The following is a 19066-nucleotide window of genomic DNA, read 5'->3' as shown; positions in this document are numbered from 1 at the left end:
TCCCGTGAAAATGCCCTGCGCCACCGCAGGGCGAAAAGTGATTAGAAGTCGACGTTCACGCCCAGTTGCCAGGTGCGTCCCGGCATCACGGCCAGATTGATGTCGTTGCGCTCCTGCGCGCTGGCGCTGGTCAGCGTGCGGCTGCTGAGGTAATCCCAGTATTTGCGATCGGTAATGTTGTAGACACCGCCGCTCAGCCTGACGTTTTTCGTCAGCTGCCAGTACGCAGTGGCATCGATCAGGCCGTAGCCCGGCACGCGCATGTATTCGCTGCTGGCGTCGCTGATGGCCGCCCCGCTGTTGCTGTAGCTTTCACGGTTGGTGGCGCTGGCCTGTTTGCCTTTGACGAAGGTGGCGGTGAGCGCCGCGCCGTAACCGCGCGCTTTGTCGTCCCACGCGACGCCGACAATCGCTTTCAGCGGCGCGACGCTGTCGAGATCGATGTATTTGTCGCCCAGATAGCGGGATTTCGCTTTACCCTCGCTGTAGCCGAGCGCAAAGGTGCTGCTCAGGCCATCCACGGTCGGGAACCAGCTGCCGTAGTTGACGCGGGTGCTGATCTCCGCCCCATAAATGTAGGCTTTGTCGCGGTTCTCAGCCTGATAGCTGGTGTAGATGTTGGCCGGAACATTGACGAACATCGCCGGGTTGGTGGCACGACGATAGCGGGTGTAGGCAATAAAGTTTTTGTAGGTGTTGTAGAACACCGAGGTATTGAGGGTGATACCGTCGGTCGGCTGTCCTTTCAGACCCCACTCAAAATTGTTGCTGGTCTCGGTTTTCAGATCGGCATTACCAATCAGCGCATACTGCGCGCTGCCGGCGTAGCTTGAACCAAGGTTCCACGAGCCGTACAGCTGGCTGGTGGTCGGGAACTCCACGCCGCGCTTATATTGCAGCCAGGTGGTGAGCGCCGGATTGATATCGTACTGCAAGGTCAGTGACGGCAGCACTTCGGTGTCTGAATTGGTCTTGCCGTACAGTTTTTCCACCTGCTCTTCAGTCAGCACCGTGCTGCCGTTGGTCAGATCGCCGAGGTTCTTCGGTTTGGTGCTTTGATGAATGACGCGCACGCCGGGAATCAGCGCGAAAGTGTGGCTATCGAGATCGAAACTGATCTTATCCTGCAGATAACCGGCCACGGTCCAGGAACGGCTGTCCGACTGCGGCTGGGTGATGGTGCCGAAGGTGCCCGGGTTCGGCTCCTGGCGGAACGGACGCTCGCTGTTCTCCACACGCGCGTTGACGCCGCCGCTCAGTTCGTGGCGACCGAGTGTTTTGCTGGCGCGCGTGTCAAATCCTAAGGTATCGACGTTGTAGTCAGAGTAGACGAAGCCGTACTGACTGGCGCTGGTCGGCAGCCATGTGGTGTCGTGCGCCTCGGTTTGCTGCCAGTAAACCCGCGTGGTCAGTGTGTCGATCACCTCGTTATACGGCGTCCACTCATCGACAAGGTTAATGCCCCAGCGGCGCGAATCGCTCTGCTGTTGCGCCGTACCCCAGATAGTGTTGCCGGTGGTGCTGTCCCAGGTATCGTAGTGGGTGTGATTGGTTTTGTGGTAGTAGTCGAAGGTGGCGCTCAGCTTGTGCTGATCGTCTGGCTGCCAGATGCCTGACGTCATAAAGGCATCCGAGTGCCAGTTGGCCGGATAGGCGTCTTTTACGCCGCTGTTGTTGCGCGTCTGCTGGCCATCGCGGCGGCTGTAGACAAACAGGCCGCGCAGTTCATCATCCCCTGCCGCCGCAGTGATGCCGTTGTGCCAGCTGCGATCTTCCGAGCTGTAGTTGCTCTGATAACCGAAATAGTGGGTTGTATCGCTGCTGAGGTAGTCGTCCGGCGATTTGTTGTGAAACGACACGTTGCCGCCGATCGCGGTATTCGGTTGCTCCACCGACGTAGCGCCCTTTTCAATCTCGACGCTACCAAACATATAAGGATCGATGTAGTCGCGACCGATACCGAAGGTGTTGTTCCCGGCGCGGCTGACGTACGGACGCCCGGTGGCGTCCGGTACCGGAATGCCATCGATATCCAGTCCGACACGGTTACTTTCCAGCCCGCGAATGTTGTAGCCGGTATAGCCTGCACGGTCAAAGCCGCTTTTACCGGCTGACGAACCGCCCGCCGCACCAGTGGCGCTGACCAGCGGCTCATAACGCATGATCGAACCGAAGTCATTGGCGCCGCGTTTCTGCAGATCGCTGGCGGTGAGCGTGGTTTTATTGCCGGCCTGCGGCTTTGGTGCGGTGACGGTCATGACCGGTTCACTGCTACTGTTATGCTCTGCGGAACGCGCCAGCGTGATGCTGTCGCTGGCGGCATAGCTGCAGGCTGCGTGAATGGCTGAAGCAATGACAGCGACTTTACACAGACGCTGCTGAACAGTTCCCTGAAGGTTGAAAGACATGCGCGAAATACCTGGTTAATTGTTAGTATTCGCTCACTTGTTTGCTGCCAGAAAACCACGGCTTTATGCTAAAAACCGTGAAACAGCGCGTCACGCTGGCCAGATAATGTTATCGATCCCGGCACCTGTGGCACAGTGTCATGCACGCTTCAGTGCACAGCTGCCGGGTGTCACTGACAGCGGCGCCGCAGGGATGCCTGTGGGATTTATAGAGAGTAAAATGATGGCGAAAACAATTTAATGCAATTGGTAATCATTATCAATATCATTTGCATCAAGATGTATCTTTGTGCGCACAATTTGTTAACCCATGATTAATCAAGCACTAACAGGAGGGATAGGATGGCAGATAAACCGGCAGTAACCATTCACTACTGTACCCAATGTAACTGGCTGCTGCGTTCGGCGTGGATGGCGCAGGAGCTGCTGCATACTTTCGCCGGCGATCTCAGCGCGGTCACGCTCCAGCCCGGCAGCGGCGGCGTGTTCGAGATCAGCATTGATGGTCAGGTAATTTGGGAACGCAAACAGGAAGGCGGTTTTCCCGACGCGGCGGCGCTGAAACAGCGGGTGCGCGATGTCTGCTGGCCGGATCGCGAACTGGGGCACGTGGACAAGAAGAAACCGTAACGGTAAAGGGTGAGCGCTTAGCTGCTGGCGATCTTCTTCGCCGCGTCCTGCAGCGCCGCCACGACAATGTCTACCGTGGCGGGTGAAATCTGCTCCTGCGACAGCCGGTGATTGAGCGTGTAGCGAAGCGTGTGGATCGCCTGCTCTACCTGGGGAATGCTGCGGTTATTGACCAGAATCGCCAGCGAGGCGAGCCGCTCAATAATCACCGTCAGGTTATCGCGATTTTCCGCCAGCAGCGCGCGGCCTGCGTCGTTGAGCGCGTAGGCTTTGCGCGCGGCCTGGGCATCCACCACGCGGATGGCGTCCATCTCTTCCAGCAGCGTCAGGTTGGGATAAATAATGCCGGGGCTGGGGGAATATTCGCCCTTCGACAATTCTTCCACCGACTTGATCAGTTCATACCCGTGCGCCGCACCACTGGCCAGAAAGTGCAGGATCAGCAGCCGGACATCGCTGGCATCCAGCATCCGCTCACGCCGCTTTCTGCGCGCGCCGGCACAGCTGGCACGCTGCGCCGCATCGGCGTGCTCTGGAACATCCCGCTGCTGTTTCATCGCCTTCCCGGGGTCAGTTAAGGGACGTTGATAGTAGTCCGCTGCCTGGCAAAATTCAACACAGGCGGCCGCGGGCGGGCGACGGTTATTTCTGATGCCAGTAAGCGACGGCGCGCACCAGGTCGCTGTGTGCCGCGCGCTGCTGCGTAAAGTAATCGCTCAGCTGCTTCACCGCTGCGCCTTCGCCGGTCAGCCAGATGAAGTAATCTTCGGCGGGCAGCACTATCTGGTCGAGCACCGGCGTCAGCGCCTCAGCCTGCATGTTGCCGCTGCCGAGCCAGCTCACCGTGACGTCCGGCAGGTCGCCAAGATACGCGCGGCCGATTGGCTCATCGACACAGGCCAGCAGATGAATTTGCTGTGCCTGCATTTCCTGATAGCGACGCTTAAACGCCGGCAGACCGGTCTCATCACACACATAGATCTGGCAGGCATAATCCACTGGCGCGACGCACGAGCCGCGCGGGCCGCCCATGGCGATGCGATCGCCCGGCTGAGCGGCACTGGCCCAGCTGCTGGCGACGCCGCCATCGTGGATATAAAAATCCAGCGTCAGCGAATCGCTGCCGTTAAAGGCCAGCGGCGTATAGTCACGCGCCGCCGGACGCACACCCTCAGGCCAGACGATGCCTTCGTCAGTCATGTGCGGCAGCGCCAGCGCACTGCCTGGCGTATCCGGGAAAAACACCTTGATGTGGTCATCAAAAGAGGGCGAGTGGAAGCCCGCCAGATCGCTGCCGCTGAAGACGATGCGCCAGAAGGCATCGGCCACCCGCGTTTTGCTGGCGACGGTGATGTGACGGAAGCGTAATTCATTGCGCACGCGTTGCGGAGCGCGGTGGTGAGTCGGGTTTGGCAACGTTTCTCTCCCTGCAGCGGCGGTCCCGCGCTACTGCGCTGCCGCACACCGCTGATGGTGGATGTTATCGAAAATCATTCTCATTAAACGCCTTGCAAGATACCTATGATATATTTTCGACGCAATGCCGAAAAATGCTATTGATGAAAACGGAGCCGGTTTTTGCAAGATGAGGAGGCGTTTTTGGCGGGGGTTTTCGCGGCTTCAGGTCGCCATCAATGGCGCCCTGTTGAGGTAGTCGCAAGCCGCACGACATTTGTAGCGGCGCGATTTATCGCGCAATAAATGGCGCAGCTACCAAGATGCTGTCGTTTTGACAGGAGGTGAGCTGTTAAAGCGTTGAATGACAAAAAACAATGCCGTTGAATATCTGCATGGCAGCGCCGCGCATAAAAAAAGCGGAGAGTCACCTCTCCGCTTTTCCTGGTAACGCAGCCGATTAGCGCGTCAGATCGTCAAAGAACTTCTTCACACCGTCGAAGAAGCTTTTGGAGCGCGGGCTGTTTTTCTCGCCGGTTGGTCCGCCGAAGCTCTCTTCCAGCTCGCGCAGCAGCGCTTTTTGCTTGTCGTTGAGGCTGACCGGGGTTTCCACCACCACGCGACACAGCAGATCGCCAACCGCACCGCCGCGCACCGACTTCACGCCTTTGCCGCGCATGCGGAACAGCTTGCCGGTCTGGGTTTCTGCCGGCACTTTCAGCTTCACGCGACCGTCGAGCGTCGGCACTTCAATCTCGCCGCCCAGCGCTGCCATGGCAAAATTGATCGGCACTTCGCAGTACAGGTTGTTATCTTCACGCTCGAAGATTGGGTGTTTCTTCACCGAAACCTGCACGTACAGATCGCCAGCCGGTGCGCCGTGTTCGCCCGCTTCACCTTCTCCGCTAAGACGGATACGGTCGCCGGTGTCGACGCCTGCCGGGATTTTCACCGACAGCGTTTTCTGGCGCTCGACGCGGCCGTGGCCGTGACAGGCGTTGCACGGATCTTTAATCACCGAGCCGCGACCGTGACAGGTCGGACAGGCTTGCTGCACGGTAAAGAAGCCCTGACGCATCTGTACCTGGCCCGCACCGTGACAGGTCGGACAGGTCTGCGGCTGGGTGCCAGCTTTGGCGCCGCTGCCGTGGCAGACATCACACTCTTCCAGCGTAGGAATGCGGATCTCTTTGGTCACGCCGCGTACCGCTTCTTCCAGCGTCAGTTCCATGTTGTAGCGTAAATCGGCGCCGCGTGAGGCGCGCTGACGGCGACCACCACCAAAGATATCGCCGAACACGTCGCCAAAGATATCGCTGAAGTCGGCACCGCCGCCACCAAAGCCGCCGCCGAATCCGCCACCACCGCCCTGCTCAAACGCCGCATGACCGTACTGATCGTAAGCCGCACGCTTCTGCGCATCGGTGAGGATCTCGTAGGCTTCCTTGACCTCTTTGAATTTGGTTTCGGCCTCTTTATCGCCCGGATTACGGTCAGGGTGATACTTCATCGCCAGGCGCTTATAGGCCTTTTTGATTTCGCGCTCATCGGCGGATTTTGAGACGCCTAAGATCTCGTAAAAATCACTCTTAGCCATTTTATTCTGCCCTTAACATGATCGCACGGGCGTGGAGAGATCTCCGACGCCCGTGCTGGTTTCAACGGCTGTCAGGCCAGCCGTCGCGCCCGGTCAGGGGCAATTATTTTTTATCTTTCACTTCTTCGAATTCAGCGTCGACAACGTCGTCATCTTTCTTCGCCGAAGCGTCGCCGGCATCCGCTGCGCCAGCCTGAGACTGCTGCTGCGCCAGTTCCATCAGCTTGCTGGACACTTCCATCAGCGCCTGCATTTTGGCTTCGATTTCTGCTTTATCTTCGCCTTTAAGCGCGGTGTTCAGATCGTTCAGAGCAGACTCGATAGGTGCTTTGTCTTCCGCCGACAGTTTGTCACCGGCTTCGTCCAGCTGCTTACGCGTGCTGTGCGCAATCTGGTCACCCTGGTTACGCGTCTGCACCAGCTCTTCGAACTTACGGTCTGACTCGGCGTTAGCTTCCGCGTCACGAACCATTTTTTCGATCTCTTCCTCGTTCAGACCAGAAGACGCTTTGATGGTGATCTTCTGCTCTTTGCCGCTGTTTTTGTCTTTGGCAGACACATGCAGAATACCGTCAGCATCGATGTCGAAGGTCACTTCGATCTGTGGCATACCGCGCGGCGCAGGCTGAATTCCGTCGAGGTTGAACTGGCCCAGCGATTTGTTATCCGCGGAACGCTTACGCTCACCCTGCAGCACGTGAATGGTCACGGCAGACTGGTTGTCTTCAGCAGTCGAGAACACCTGGCTGTGCTTGGTTGGGATCGTGGTGTTCTTGCTGATCAGCGACGTCATCACGCCACCCATGGTTTCGATACCCAGCGACAGCGGGGTTACGTCCAGCAGCAGAACGTCTTTCACTTCACCAGCCAGCACGCCGCCCTGGACCGCAGCACCGACAGCGACCGCTTCGTCCGGGTTCACGTCTTTACGTGGCTCTTTACCGAAGAACTCGGCCACTTTCGCCTGCACCATTGGCATACGCGTCTGACCACCGACCAGGATCACGTCGTTGATGTCAGAGACTGACAGACCAGCATCGCTCAGTGCCACTTTCAGCGGCTCAATCGAGCGGCTAACCAGATCTTCCACCAGTGATTCCAGCTTCGCGCGGGTCACTTTGATGTTCAGGTGCTTAGGACCGGTGGCGTCCGCCGTGATGTACGGCAGGTTAACGTCGGTCTGCTGCGCAGAAGAGAGCTCGATTTTCGCTTTCTCTGCGGCTTCTTTCAGGCGCTGCATCGCCAGCGGATCGTTGTGCAGATCGATGCCCTGATCTTTCTTGAATTCTGCCACCAGGTAGTTGATCAGACGGCTGTCGAAGTCTTCACCACCCAGGTGAGTATCACCGTTGGTCGCCAGTACTTCGAAGGTTTTCTCGCCGTCAACTTCGTCGATCTCGATGATGGAGATGTCGAAGGTACCGCCACCCAGGTCGTATACCGCGATGGTGCGGTTGCCCTGACCTTTATCCAGGCCGTAAGCCAGTGCCGCTGCGGTCGGTTCGTTGATGATACGTTTTACGTCCAGACCCGCGATACGGCCGGCGTCTTTGGTCGCCTGACGCTGCGCATCGTTGAAGTAGGCTGGTACGGTGATAACTGCTTCGGTTACCGGCTCACCGAGGAAATCTTCCGCGGTTTTCTTCATTTTTTTCAGCACTTCTGCAGAGATCTGCGGCGGTGCCATTTTCTGGCCTTTCACGTCCAGCCATGCGTCACCGTTGTCAGAACCGATGATTTTGTACGGCATGATTTTGATATCACGCTGCACTTCTTCGTCCTGGAAACGACGGCCGATCAGGCGCTTGATTGCAAACAGGGTGTTCTGCGGGTTGGTCACCGCCTGACGTTTAGCCGGTTGACCGACCAGAGTTTCGCCATCCCCGGTATATGCAATGATTGACGGTGTGGTGCGATCGCCTTCGGCGTTTTCAAGCACGCGTGCTTTGCCACCGTCCATAATCGCCACACATGAGTTGGTTGTACCCAGGTCAATACCAATAATCTTACCCATCTAAACGTCTCCCACTTAAATTCTTTGCCAAATTGGGTTGTGAAGCAGAGATGCGGTCACGCTGACCACTTTCAACTGCTGCGGCAGATTTTTTTGCTGCCTCACAATGCTTGATGACAACTAAATGGGGCCGCTTCGAAGCGCATCAAGGGTTAAAACTAAAAAAAATTTAGATTCTCTTACCCCGTGAGATCAAAGTGCGGCAAAAGCCACCTGATTATGATGCAGCGCCCCGCGCCCCAGCGCTGCTGGCACGGGCGCTACACCAATAAACAATAACGCTGCTGCTGAGGAATTATGGGCAACACCACGCTGGCGAATCCCGCCCCACTGGGCCTGATGGGTTTTGGTATGACCACCATCCTGCTCAACTTACACAACACCGGTCTGTTTGAGATGGATGTCATTATCCTGGCAATGGGCCTTTTTTATGGCGGCATCGCGCAAATCCTTGCCGGGCTGCTGGAGTATAAAAAAGGCAACACCTTCGGCCTGACCGCCTTTACCTCCTACGGCAGCTTCTGGCTGACGCTGGTGGCGATTCTGCTGCTGCCAAAAATGGGGCTTGCCGCTGCCGCCGATGGCCACTTCCTCGGCGCTTATCTGGCACTGTGGGGCATCTTCACGCTGTTTCTGTTCTTTGGCACGCTGCGGGCCGCAAGAATGCTGCAGTTTGTGTTTGCCAGCCTGACGCTGCTGTTTGCGCTGCTGGCGATTGGTCATCTGCTCGATCACGCGGCGCTGCTGCGCATCGCCGGCTGGGTGGGTATCGTCTGTGGTGCCAGCGCTTTTTATCTGGCGATGGGCGAAGTGCTGAACGAGAAGTTTGGACGCAGCGTGTTGCCGATTGGCGAGTGATGAAACGCGCGCGGAGCCACTCCGCGCGTCGTCATTACGAGGAATGCAGCGAGACATCCAGCTGCGCATTAGCCTGGCGACTGTCATGCCATAACCACAGCGCCACCAGCATGCCGATCAGCGCCAGCGCCAGCACGTACCAGGCCGGTGCCATCGGCGTCAGCGACATCATCAGCGTGACGCTAATCGGCGTCAGGCCGCCAAAGATGGCATACGACACGTTGTAAGAGAACGAGATACCGGTGAAGCGCACCGCCGCCGGAAACGCCCGCACCATAACAAACGGCACCACGCCGACCACGCCCACGCTCAGTCCCGCCAGACCGTACCAGACGAACAGCATCTGCGGCGTGCCGCCAAGCTGCTGGAAAAAGCTCCAGCTGCACAGCGCCAGCAGCAGCGACCCGATCAGCAGGGTGCGCGCCGCACCGTAGCGATCGACAATCCAGCCCGCCAGCACGCAGCCGATCAGCAGCATCACGGTCGCGAAACTGTTGGCCTGCAGACTGAGCGCTGCCGGCACGCCATGCTGTTTCTGCATCAGCGTTGGCGCCATCAGAATCACCACCACAATACAGGCCGACAGCAGCCAGGTAAGCAGCATCGACACCGCAATGCCGCGCTTATGGCTGGCGAGAATGGTCTGCAGCGGCAGCTTTTCCGCCAGCGCTTTGCGCTGCTGCATCTGGCGGAACACCGGCGTTTCATGCAGCCAGCGGCGCAGATACATCGCCAGCAGGCCAAACAGGCCGCCGAGGAAGAAAGGAATGCGCCAGCCGTGATCGCGTATCGCCGCCGGGGAAAGCGAAGTATTCAGCACCGTCGCCACCAGCGAACCAAGCAGAATGCCGGCGGTCAAGCCTGCAGTCAGCGTGCCGCAGGCAAAGCCGATGCGTTTCTCCGGCACATGCTCCGCGACAAACACCCATGCGCCCGGCACCTCGCCGCCAATGGCCGCGCCCTGCAGCACGCGCATCAGCAGCATCAGTAACGGTGCGGCAATGCCAATGCTGGCGTAGGTGGGCAGCGCGCCCATCGCCAGCGTCGGCAGCGCCATCAGCAGAATACTCAGGCTGAACATCTTCTTACGCCCGACTTTGTCGCCAAAGTGCGCCATGATAATGCCGCCCAGCGGGCGCGCCAGATAACCGGCAGCGAAGATGGCAAACGTCTGCACCTGGCGCAGCCATTCCGGGATGTCTGGCGGAAAGAACAGCTCGCCAATCACCGCAGCGAAAAAGACGAAGATGATAAAATCGTAGAATTCCAGCGCCCCGCCAAGGGCAGCCAGCGACAGGGTTTTATAATCCTGTCGATTGAGTCGGGGAGATGTCAGCGAATCCATAAGCGTGCGGTATCCAGAGGCCGTGTCAGTATAGTTGTAAAGCTACAGTTACTATACCGTCAATATTTTGCCACACCAGCCGCACTGAATTTTATGCCTGAAAACGGCGATTTTCAGACGTTTGTCTCACGCCGTGCGCTTTTCGGGCGAAAAGCTGCTACCACTTCGCTGTGCGTCTCGACGTAAGGCCCTTCCAGCAGCTGTAAACAATAAGGTACAGCGGCAAAAATGCCCGGCACTTTTACCGTACCGTCCTCTGCTTTCAGCCCTTCCAGCGTCTCTTTAATCGATTTCGGTTGGCCTGGCAGATTAAGAATCAGCGACTGCTTGCGGATCACGCCCACCTGGCGTGACAGAATCGCGGTCGGCACAAACTGCAGGCTAATCTGCCGCATCTGCTCGCCAAAGCCGGGCATCTCGCGATCGGCTACCGCTAAGGTCGCATCCGGCGTGACGTCGCGCCGGGCCGGACCGGTGCCGCCGGTGGTCAGCACCAGGTGACAAAAGCGTTCGTCCACCAGTTCGCAGATCGCCTGCTCAATCATCGGCTGCTCATCCGGAACCAGGCGGGTTTCAATTTCAAACGGTGTCGCCAGCGCAGCGCTCAGCCAGCTCTCCAGCGCCGGAATGCCCTGATCCTGATAGATGCCGTTGGCGGCCCGATCGGACACGGAAATTAAGCCAATACGTAAAGTATCCATAGAGTTATCGCTATGTTGACCGCAGGGCGGTAAGAAAAAGGGGAATGACAGAAAGGATAATACAAAGCACCAGCGAGGGAAACGCGAAAACCGTGGCGACCGGCAGCCGCCACGGGACATCACCTTACAGCAGTTCGGCGATCATCTTCTCAAGTTTGCCCTGGTCGATGGCAAAGTTGCGGATACCTTCGGCCAGCTTGGTCACTGCCATTGGATCCTGGTTGTGCTGCCACAGGAATTCCGCTTCGGTCATTTTTGCCGGACGTGCTTTCACTTCGCCGCTGTAGCTCAGTTTACGCTCTACGCTGCCTTCGCTCTCGGCCAGCTCTTTCAGCAGGCCCGGAGAGATGGTCAGGCGGTCACAGCCGGCCAGTTCGATGATTTCGCCGACGTTACGGAAGCTGGCGCCCATCACCACGGTTTCATAGCCGTGCTGCTTGTAGTAATCGTAGATTTCAGACACAGACACCACGCCTGGATCTTCATGCGCCGCGTACTCTTTCTTGTCGGTGTTCTGCTTGTACCAGTCGAGAATACGGCCCACGAACGGAGAAATCAGGAACACGCCCGCTTCGGCACAGGCACGCGCCTGGGCGAAGGAGAACAGCAGCGTCAGGTTACAGTTGATGCCTTCTTTTTCCAGCTGCTCCGCCGCGCGGATACCCTGCCAGGTAGAAGCCAGTTTGATCAGGATACGATCGTTGCTGATGCCAGCATCGTTATACAGTTTGATCAGGCTACGCGCTTTCGCGATGCTCGCGTCGGTGTCGTATGAGAGGCGCGCATCCACTTCAGTAGAGATACGCCCCGGGATCAGTTTGAGAATTTCCAGACCAATGTTGACGGCCAGCTTGTCAGAAACCAGCGCCAGCTGCTCTTCTTTGTTGCTGCTCTGCTGACGTGCCCAGCTAATGGCTTCGTCAATCAGTTTGCGGTATTCAGGGATTTGCGCAGCGTTGAGGATCAAAGAAGGGTTAGTGGTGGCGTCCTGCGGTTGGTAGAGTTTCATTGCCGCGATATCACCGGTGTCGGCGACCACAGTAGTCAGCTGACGCAAGGAAGTAAGTTTGTCCGTCATGGTTCTCTTTTCTCTTAAGTTGACTGTCAGGGTGTAAAAGGCTGTTGCGATAATATCACGCAGGCTAAGCGGCGCAACATCGCCGCGTGCCCTTTACGATAGCGCTAACAAATGGGAGCGATTTGCCGATCCGTGCAGCTTTTTTGCTACACTCGTCGCGACATTTTTTCCCATCTATCCCCTGAAAACAGCGGGTCAACGAGGACAGACACAATGCTGATGGTTATCTCGCCAGCCAAAACACTGGATTATGAAAGCCCGCTGGCTACGTCACGGTTTACCCAACCGGCGCTGTTAGAAAAATCACAGCAGCTGATTGATGTCGCGCGCGACCTTTCCCCGGCGCAAATCGCTTCGCTGATGGGCATCAGCGACAAACTGGCGCACCTCAATGCCGACCGTTTCAGCCAGTGGCAGCCGCCCTTCTCACCCGATAACGCGCGGCAGGCGATCCTGGCGTTTAAAGGCGATGTCTATACCGGTTTGCAGGCTGAGACCTTCAGCGAGGCGGACTTTGATTTTGCTCAAAAACACCTGCGTATGCTTTCGGGCCTGTACGGCCTGCTGCGCCCGCTGGATTTGATGCAGCCGTACCGCTTAGAGATGGGCATCAAACTGGCGAATCCGGCGGGCAAAGATCTCTACAGCTTCTGGGGCGATCTGCTGACGCAAAAGCTCAACGATGCGCTGGCGGAACAGGGCGATGACGTGCTGATCAACCTGGCGTCGGATGAGTATTTCAAAGCCGTCAAGCCGAAGCAGCTGAATGCCGAACTGGTGAAGCCGGTATTCCTTGATGAGAAAAACGGTAAGTTCAAGGTGATCAGTTTCTACGCCAAGAAGGCGCGTGGCCTGATGAGCCGTTACGTGATTGAGAAGCGCCTGACGAAACCGGCACAGCTGAAGAAGTTTGATGTTGACGGCTATTTCTTTGATGCGGCGGAGAGCAAGGATAACGAGCTGGTGTTTAAGCGCCGCGAGCAGTAACGCCAGTTTCACCTGAATCGTCGCAGCGCAGTTCATTGCGCGTCTTTTAAAACCCGCGCTAAATCGCGCCGCGACAAAAATGCATAACGGGCCGATGTGACCGGCCCGTGTGATATTTACTTCAGCAAAAACGCCCGCAGCGCGGCGAAATCCGCCTTCATGGCATGCGACAGCAGCGGCAAATCGGCGCGCGCGGCCAGCGCTTCCGGCAGCGGCAGCGGCTGGCCGAGAATCTCTTCCACGCTCTCCTTAAACTTCGCCGGATGCGCAGTGCCGAGGAACAGGCCAAACTCCCCTTCCTGCAGCTGATCGCGCAGCAGACGATAGGCAATCGCCGCGTGCGGTTCGGACAGGTAACCCAACTCTGCCAGCTCGCGCATGGTGGCTTTGGTGGTCTCGTCCGATACCGCGCCGTAAGCCAGATCGGTCAGGCGCCAGGTTTTGCGGCGGAACAGCTCTTCCACGCGCGGCCAGTTGTTAGGCTGGCTGACATCCATCGCGTTCGACAGCGTTGCCACGGTCGCGTTCGGCTGCCACTGACCGTCGGCGAGGAAGCGCGGCACGGTATCGTTAGCATTGGTCGCGGCGATAAAGCGCTTGATCGGCAGACCGAGCGATTTCGCCAGCAGACCGGCCGTGAGATCGCCGAAGTTGCCGCTCGGCACCGACACCACCAGCTGATTGCGTTTCTCCTGCGGCAGCTGCGCCACCGCTTCGAAGTAATAGCAAATCTGTGCCAGCAGACGGCTGATGTTGATGGAGTTTGCGGAGTTCAGGCCGATGGCTTTTTTCAGCTCTTCATCATCAAACGCCTGCTTCACCAGCGCCTGACAGGCATCGAAGTCGCCGTCGATAGCGATGGTTTCGATGTTGCCGCCCAGCGTACAGAACAGCTTCTCCTGCAGCGGGCTGATTTTGCCCTGCGGATACAGGATCACCACGCGCACGTTTTCCATACCGTAGAACGCGTGCGCCACCGCGGCGCCGGTATCACCGGAGGTCGCAGTCAGAATGGTGATCTGCTCATCTGCGCCAGACACATACGACAGCATCTGCGCCATAAAGCGCCCGCCGAAATCTTTAAACGCCAGCGTCGGACCGTGGAACAGTTCGAGACAGGCCACATCGTCGCTCACCTGGCTCACCGGTGCCGGGAAGGCGAAGGCGTTCTTCACGCGCTCGGCCAGCTGGTGCGCGGCAATTTCATCGCCGATGTAAGCAGAGAGAATCTTGCTGCTGCGGCTGACGAAATCCATCTCCAGCATCGCATCAATGTCGGTCAGCTCAAATTCCGGCAGTTCCAGCGGGAAAAACAGCCCCTGCTGCGAGCCGAGGCCCTGTTTCACGGCCTGCGCGAAGCTAACCTGCTCGTTATGATCCTTAAGGTTGTAGAGTTTCATGCGTTATCCCAGTTTACGTGCGCCAGCCGTATCAAGACGGCAGATATGGACGAAGCCTTCATCATTCTGCAGATAGTGCTGGCTCAGCCAGTCCGCCATCCGCTGTGCCGTTGCCATCTCGTTGCAAACGGCGAAAAGTGTCGGGCCAGAGCCCGAAATACCGCAGGCCAGCGCGCCGATGTCGCTGGCCGCCTGCCGCGCCTCAGCGAAGCCCGGCAGCAGTTTGGTGCGATACGGCTCGGCGATCACATCCTGCATCAGTTTAGCCGCCAGCAGCGGCTGACGGCTGTGGCAGGCGTGAATAAAGCCGGCCAGCAGACGACCATGTTTGATGGCATCCTGCTTGCGATACTGCGCCGGCAGGATGGCGCGAGCTTCTGCCGTAGAGACTTTGATGCCCGGATAAGCCATCACCCACAGCCAGTCATCAAAGCACGGCACCTCCTGGCTGATGATCCCGTTCTCTTCAATCATCAGCTGTACGCCTCCGAGGAAGCACGGCGCGACGTTGTCATAATGCACGCTGCCGGAAATACGCCCTTCCAGCTCGCCCATCAGCGCCAGCAGTTCGGTGTCGTTAAGCGGCTTGCCGCAGAACTCATTCATCGCCATCAGGCCGGCCACCACCGAGCAGGCGCTGGAACCGAGGCCCGAGCCAATCGGCATGTTTTTCTCCAGCGTCATCGCCACCGGGACCTCTTTACCGATCGCCTGGCAGAAACGCTGCCAGCACTGATAAACGATGTTGTCCTGCGGTTCGGCGGGCAGTTTGCTGACAAAGCGCCCTTTGTTCTGCAGGCTAAACTGGTCAGCCGCTTCGACCGAGACACAGTCGCCGAGCAGGGTGCCATCCACCGGCGAAACCGCCGCGCCCAGCACATCAAAGCCGACGCTGACGTTACCTATCGAGGCCGGTGCATAAATTTTTACCATCATTAAACTCCCAACTTCCACGTCAGCGTGCGCAGCAAATCGGCAAACACACCTGCCGCGGTAACATCATTCCCCGCGCCATATCCGCGCAGAACCAGCGGGATCGGCTGATAATAGCGGCTGTAAAACGCCAGGGCGTTCTCGCCGTTCTTCACTTTGTACAGCGGATCGTTGCCGTCCACCGCATCGATTTTAACCTTGCAGGCGCCGCCCTCTTCAATCGCGCCGACGAAGCGTAACACTTTACCCTCATCACGCGCTTTGGCAACGCGCGCGGCAAAGGCGTTGTCCAGCTCCGGCAGCCGCGCCATAAACTGATCGACGTCGGCGATGTCCGTCAGGCTGGCGGGCAGCAGCGGCTCGATATCGATGTCGCTCAGCTCCAGCTGATGACCCGCCTCACGCGCCAGAATCAGCAGCTTACGCGCCACGTCAGTACCGGACAGGTCGTCACGCGGATCCGGCTCGGTAAAGCCCAGCTCGCGCGCCATGCGGGTAGCTTCGGACAGCGTCACGCCCTCATCCAGCTTGCCAAAGATAAACGACAGCGAGCCCGACAGGATGCCGGAGAATTTGATCAGCTCATCGCCGGCGTTCAGCAGGTTCTGCAGGTTTTCAATCACCGGCAGACCGGCACCGACGTTGGTGTCGTAAAGGAACTTACGGCGCGATTTCGCCGCCGCCGCACGCATTTGCTGGTAGTAATTCCACGACGAGGTATTGGCCTTTTTATTCGGCGTGACCACGTGGAAACCTTCGGCGAGGAAGTCTGCGTACTGATCGGCCACCGCCTGGCTGGACGTACAATCGACGATCACCGGGTTGAGCAGATGGTACTCTTTCACCAGACGAATCAGCCGGCCGAGGTTAAACGGCTCTTTGGCTTCCGCCAGCGCCGCCTTCCAGTTGCTGAGATCGATGCCGTGCACGTTGGTCAGCAGCGCATGTGAATTGGCGATGCCGCACACGCGCAGATCGATATGCTTGCCCTTCAGCCACGCCTGCTGGCGGTGCAGTTGGTCGAGCAGTGCGCCGCCAACGCCGCCGACGCCCACCACAAACACTTCGATCACCTGATCGGTGGCGAACAGCATCTGATGCACCACGCGCACGCCGGTGGTGACGTCATCGTTGCTGACCACGACGGAGATGGAACGTTCGGACGAGCCCTGCGCAATCGCCACGATATTGATGTTGGCACGTGCCAGCGCTGAGAAGAATTTGGCGGAGATGCCGCGCAGCGTGCGCATGCCGTCACCCACCACCGAAATCACCGCCAGCTGCTCCAGCACGTCGAGCGGATCGAGCAGGCCATCTTTCAGTTCGAGGTAGAATTCTTCTTCCAGCACGCGGCGCGCACGCGCCTGCTCGTTCTGCGGCACACAGAAGCTGATGCTGTATTCCGACGAGGATTGGGTGATCAGCACCACGGAAATGCCGGTGCGTGACATCGCGGCAAACACGCGCGCCGCCATCCCGACCATGCCTTTCATCCCCGGACCGGAGACGTTAAACATCGCCATGTTATTCAGGTTGGTGATGCCTTTTACCGGGTTCTCATCCACTTCGCCTTCGCCGCCAATCAGGGTGCCCGGCGCCTGAGGATTGGCGGTGTTTTTGATCAGGCAGGGAATCTGGAACTGGGCAATCGGCGCGATGGTGCGCGGGTGCAGCACTTTGGCGCCGAAGTAGGAGAGCTCCATCGCTTCCTGATAGGACATCGACTTCAGCAGGCGCGCATCCGGCACCTGACGCGGATCGCAGGTGTAAACGCCATCAACGTCGGTCCAGATTTCACAGCAGTCCGCGCGCAGACACGCCGCCAGCACCGCCGCCGAGTAGTCGGAGCCGTTGCGCCCCAGCACCACCAGCTCACCCTTCTCATTGCCGGCGGTAAAGCCTGCCATCAGGATCATGTGGTCAGTCGGGATCTGGCTGGCCGCGATGCGCCGGGTGGATTCAGCGATATCCACGGTCGATTCAAGATAGTGGCCCACCGCCAGCAGTTTCTCGACCGGATCGATCACCGTCACTTTGTGGCCGCGCGCCTGCAGTAGCGCTTCCATGATGGCAATCGACAGCTTCTCGCCGCGACAGATAATGGCGGCGTTGACGGCATCCGGGCACTGGCCCAGCAGGCTGATGCCGTGCAGCACCTGTTTCAGCTGGGCAAACTCCAGCTCAACGCGGGTTTTCAGGCCGTCATAATCGAAGCCCGGCTGAGTATCGGCCAGCCCCTGCAGCAGTTCGGCAAAAATGCGTTCGGCGTCGCTGATATTCGGCAGTGCATCCTGGCCGCTGATGGTTTTCTCAATCATCGCTACCAGATGATTGGTGATTTTCGCCGGCGCAGAGAGCACGGTGGCAACCTGTCCCTGTTGCGCATTGCTTTCCAGAATGTCTGCCACGCGGAGAAAACGTTCCGCATTGGCTACCGAGGTTCCGCCGAATTTCAGCACTCGCATGATTAAAGCTCTCCTGAATTTTTGCCGAAAAAAAAGCCCGCACTGTTGAGGTGCGGGCTTCTTTCTTTTGTTTTTCCTGTATGCGTCAGCCCGCACCGTTACCTGTGGTAATGGTGGTGGTAATAATAATGGTGGTGTTCAGGCTGTCGTTACGCATTGAGATTTTTTCTGTCTGTCTTTGTCTTGTCCGTCTGCCTTCCAGAAGTAAAGCAAAGCGCACGTTAAGTCAACGAATTTGTCTTTGCACTCCGATGGTGCTGCTGCGCAGTGCTGCGCCACAGATGCCGAAACGGATTGTGATCGTTCAGGCACCGCCACAGACGCCCGATCACTCACTATCAGAAGCCGGTTTTCCCGAGCAATTATCTATAAGTTTTTTTTCTACGTCGTGCAGCAAACGGTGCAGCATGGCGCTGTCGCGCTGCTCCAGCAGACCGATGCGCTGATCGATCCAGTCCGCCAGTTTGGCATCATCGCTCACTTCCAGCGTTACCAGCAGCTGATGAAAACGCTGGCGCAGCGCCTGCAGCTGCTGCGCATTAGCCGCCTCAACCGGTGCGGCGGCCACCTGATGCAGCGACGACAGCTGATAGCAAAACACCATGACCGCCTGACCAAGATTCAGCGAAGGATAGTCCTGCGCCATCGGGATGCCGGTCAGCAGATCCACCTGTTCCAGCTCCTCATTGGTCAGCCCGCTGTCTTCACGACCAAACACCAGCGCAATGCGGTTCAGCCACTGGCGCTTCTCCTGCAGGATGGTTTCGACCTGCGCCGGCGTAGCGTAATAGCGAAACTTCGCCCGGCTGCGGGCAGTAGTGGCCACGGAAAAGTCGACATCAGCCAGCGCGGCGCTCAGTGTGTCATAGGTTTTCACGTGGTCGAGAATCTCACCGGCGCCGTGTGCCACACGCCGTGCGGCCGGATCCTGCCAGGCATCACTGGCGACAATACGCAACTCGCTAAATCCCATGGTTTTCATGGCGCGGGCTGCCGCGCCGATATTCTCCGGGCGAGCGGGTGAGACAAGGATCAGGGGGAAATGCATGATTTTTCCATCGAACGGTTAATAACCCGACCTATGTTGGCACGCAGCCGGCAAAATACCAACTGCAGCGGCCTGAGAAAATAAGATGTTAAGGATGTTAAAACCGGGCAAAAATGCCGGGCAGGCGAAATTATGCGTAATAAGCAAAATTTATGTACTTATCGCCCATTAACATATTACTTTTCATACAATTGAAAAGTTATTGCC

At 57.9% G+C, this 19066-nt stretch carries 16 protein-coding genes and 1 other annotated feature; of the genes, 3 read left to right on the top strand and 13 right to left on the bottom strand.

Going from position 1 to position 19066, the window contains the following annotated elements; translation table 11 throughout:
* Positions 1-41: 41 nt before the first annotated feature.
* Entirely contained in the window at positions 42-2408 is a 2367-nt protein-coding gene (locus MXF20_RS13120; protein WP_325969731.1) for a TonB-dependent receptor domain-containing protein, read from the bottom strand.
* Between the two features lie 342 nt (positions 2409-2750).
* On the opposite strand from MXF20_RS13120, the gene MXF20_RS13115 reads away from it, so the two are divergent.
* On the top strand, positions 2751-3038 hold the full coding sequence (locus MXF20_RS13115) for a SelT/SelW/SelH family protein (protein WP_021506610.1): 288 nt from the start codon (positions 2751-2753) through the stop codon (positions 3036-3038).
* Positions 3039-3055: 17 nt separating this feature from the next.
* Here the strand turns inward: MXF20_RS13115 and MXF20_RS13110 are convergent, their stop codons facing one another.
* The 4 genes from MXF20_RS13110 to dnaK all read right to left on the bottom strand — a co-directional run bounded on the left by MXF20_RS13110 (position 3056) and on the right by dnaK (position 8044).
* Positions 3056-3595 (bottom strand): PadR family transcriptional regulator, encoded by a 540-nt coding sequence (locus MXF20_RS13110; protein WP_325969730.1) that lies wholly within the window; start codon positions 3593-3595, stop codon positions 3056-3058.
* Positions 3596-3680: 85 nt separating this feature from the next.
* Positions 3681-4454, bottom strand: coding sequence for a siderophore-interacting protein (locus tag MXF20_RS13105; RefSeq protein ID WP_325969729.1), 774 nt, complete (start codon positions 4452-4454; stop codon positions 3681-3683).
* A 439-nt stretch (positions 4455-4893) separates the two neighbouring features.
* On the bottom strand, positions 4894-6030 hold the full coding sequence (dnaJ, locus tag MXF20_RS13100; protein ID WP_021508663.1) for a molecular chaperone DnaJ: 1137 nt from the start codon (positions 6028-6030) through the stop codon (positions 4894-4896).
* Between the two features lie 103 nt (positions 6031-6133).
* Positions 6134-8044, bottom strand: a complete 1911-nt coding sequence (gene dnaK / locus MXF20_RS13095) for a molecular chaperone DnaK (RefSeq protein WP_325969728.1) — start codon at positions 8042-8044, stop codon at positions 6134-6136.
* Between the two features lie 297 nt (positions 8045-8341).
* Between dnaK and satP the strand changes: the two genes are divergently transcribed.
* Positions 8342-8902 (top strand): acetate uptake transporter, encoded by a 561-nt coding sequence (gene satP, locus MXF20_RS13090; protein WP_325969727.1) that lies wholly within the window; start codon positions 8342-8344, stop codon positions 8900-8902.
* Positions 8903-8936: 34 nt separating this feature from the next.
* Here satP and MXF20_RS13085 read toward each other — a convergent pair whose 3' ends face one another.
* The 3 genes from MXF20_RS13085 to tal form a co-directional block, all read right to left on the bottom strand.
* Positions 8937-10247, bottom strand: coding sequence for an MFS transporter (locus tag MXF20_RS13085; protein ID WP_325969726.1), 1311 nt, complete (start codon positions 10245-10247; stop codon positions 8937-8939).
* A 113-nt stretch (positions 10248-10360) separates the two neighbouring features.
* A complete protein-coding gene (gene mog, locus MXF20_RS13080; RefSeq protein ID WP_325969725.1) occupies positions 10361-10948 on the bottom strand; it encodes a molybdopterin adenylyltransferase in 588 nt (195 codons plus the stop codon).
* Between the two features lie 124 nt (positions 10949-11072).
* On the bottom strand, positions 11073-12026 hold the full coding sequence (gene tal, locus MXF20_RS13075) for a transaldolase (protein ID WP_325969724.1): 954 nt from the start codon (positions 12024-12026) through the stop codon (positions 11073-11075).
* 213 nt (positions 12027-12239) lie between these two features.
* Between tal and yaaA the strand changes: the two genes are divergently transcribed.
* Positions 12240-13013, top strand: coding sequence for a peroxide stress protein YaaA (gene yaaA, locus MXF20_RS13070; protein WP_325969723.1), 774 nt, complete (start codon positions 12240-12242; stop codon positions 13011-13013).
* Between the two features lie 116 nt (positions 13014-13129).
* On the opposite strand, the gene thrC is transcribed toward yaaA, so the two are convergent.
* The 5 genes from thrC to MXF20_RS13045 all read right to left on the bottom strand — a co-directional run bounded on the left by thrC (position 13130) and on the right by MXF20_RS13045 (position 18859).
* Positions 13130-14413 carry a threonine synthase gene (gene thrC / locus MXF20_RS13065; protein ID WP_021508656.1) on the bottom strand — a complete coding sequence of 428 codons (1284 nt, stop codon included), beginning with the start codon at positions 14411-14413 and terminating at the stop codon, positions 13130-13132.
* Between the two features lie 3 nt (positions 14414-14416).
* Positions 14417-15346, bottom strand: a complete 930-nt coding sequence (thrB, locus tag MXF20_RS13060) for a homoserine kinase (protein ID WP_325969892.1) — start codon at positions 15344-15346, stop codon at positions 14417-14419.
* A gap of 2 nt (positions 15347-15348) precedes the next feature.
* Positions 15349-17811 carry a bifunctional aspartate kinase/homoserine dehydrogenase I gene (thrA, locus tag MXF20_RS13055; RefSeq protein ID WP_325969722.1) on the bottom strand — a complete coding sequence of 821 codons (2463 nt, stop codon included), beginning with the start codon at positions 17809-17811 and terminating at the stop codon, positions 15349-15351.
* 26 nt (positions 17812-17837) lie between these two features.
* Positions 17838-17961 (bottom strand) — a sequence feature (Thr leader region).
* Complete coding sequence (thrL, locus tag MXF20_RS13050; protein WP_325969891.1) at positions 17897-17968, bottom strand: thr operon leader peptide; 72 nt, start codon at positions 17966-17968, stop codon at positions 17897-17899. (Overlaps the previous feature by 65 nt.)
* Before the next feature lie 171 nt (positions 17969-18139).
* Complete coding sequence (locus MXF20_RS13045) at positions 18140-18859, bottom strand: tRNA/rRNA methyltransferase (RefSeq protein WP_325969721.1); 720 nt, start codon at positions 18857-18859, stop codon at positions 18140-18142.
* Positions 18860-19066: the final 207 nt, after the last annotated feature.

This window comes from Pantoea dispersa (assembly GCF_035783935.1).
Taxonomy (GTDB): domain Bacteria; phylum Pseudomonadota; class Gammaproteobacteria; order Enterobacterales; family Enterobacteriaceae; genus Pantoea; species Pantoea dispersa_C.
The sequence above is the reverse complement of the archived record's forward strand: the minus strand, read 5'-3'. Positions and strand labels throughout refer to the sequence as shown.

Excerpts from the sequence above, each read along its gene's own strand:
- MXF20_RS13045 (WP_325969721.1), bottom strand. The coding sequence starts at position 18,859 with ATGCATTTCCCCCTGATCCTTGTCTCACCCGCTCGCCCGGAGAATATC.
- yaaA (WP_325969723.1), top strand. The coding sequence starts at position 12,240 with ATGCTGATGGTTATCTCGCCAGCCAAAACACTGGATTATGAAAGCCCG.
- dnaK (WP_325969728.1), bottom strand. The coding sequence starts at position 8,044 with ATGGGTAAGATTATTGGTATTGACCTGGGTACAACCAACTCATGTGTG.
- thrA (WP_325969722.1), bottom strand. The coding sequence starts at position 17,811 with ATGCGAGTGCTGAAATTCGGCGGAACCTCGGTAGCCAATGCGGAACGT.
- MXF20_RS13120 (WP_325969731.1), bottom strand. The coding sequence starts at position 2,408 with ATGTCTTTCAACCTTCAGGGAACTGTTCAGCAGCGTCTGTGTAAAGTC.
- thrB (WP_325969892.1), bottom strand. The coding sequence starts at position 15,346 with ATGGTAAAAATTTATGCACCGGCCTCGATAGGTAACGTCAGCGTCGGC.
- mog (WP_325969725.1), bottom strand. The coding sequence starts at position 10,948 with ATGGATACTTTACGTATTGGCTTAATTTCCGTGTCCGATCGGGCCGCC.
- thrC (WP_021508656.1), bottom strand. The coding sequence starts at position 14,413 with ATGAAACTCTACAACCTTAAGGATCATAACGAGCAGGTTAGCTTCGCG.
- MXF20_RS13115 (WP_021506610.1), top strand. The coding sequence starts at position 2,751 with ATGGCAGATAAACCGGCAGTAACCATTCACTACTGTACCCAATGTAAC.
- tal (WP_325969724.1), bottom strand. The coding sequence starts at position 12,026 with ATGACGGACAAACTTACTTCCTTGCGTCAGCTGACTACTGTGGTCGCC.
- MXF20_RS13110 (WP_325969730.1), bottom strand. The coding sequence starts at position 3,595 with ATGAAACAGCAGCGGGATGTTCCAGAGCACGCCGATGCGGCGCAGCGT.
- MXF20_RS13085 (WP_325969726.1), bottom strand. The coding sequence starts at position 10,247 with ATGGATTCGCTGACATCTCCCCGACTCAATCGACAGGATTATAAAACC.
- dnaJ (WP_021508663.1), bottom strand. The coding sequence starts at position 6,030 with ATGGCTAAGAGTGATTTTTACGAGATCTTAGGCGTCTCAAAATCCGCC.
- satP (WP_325969727.1), top strand. The coding sequence starts at position 8,342 with ATGGGCAACACCACGCTGGCGAATCCCGCCCCACTGGGCCTGATGGGT.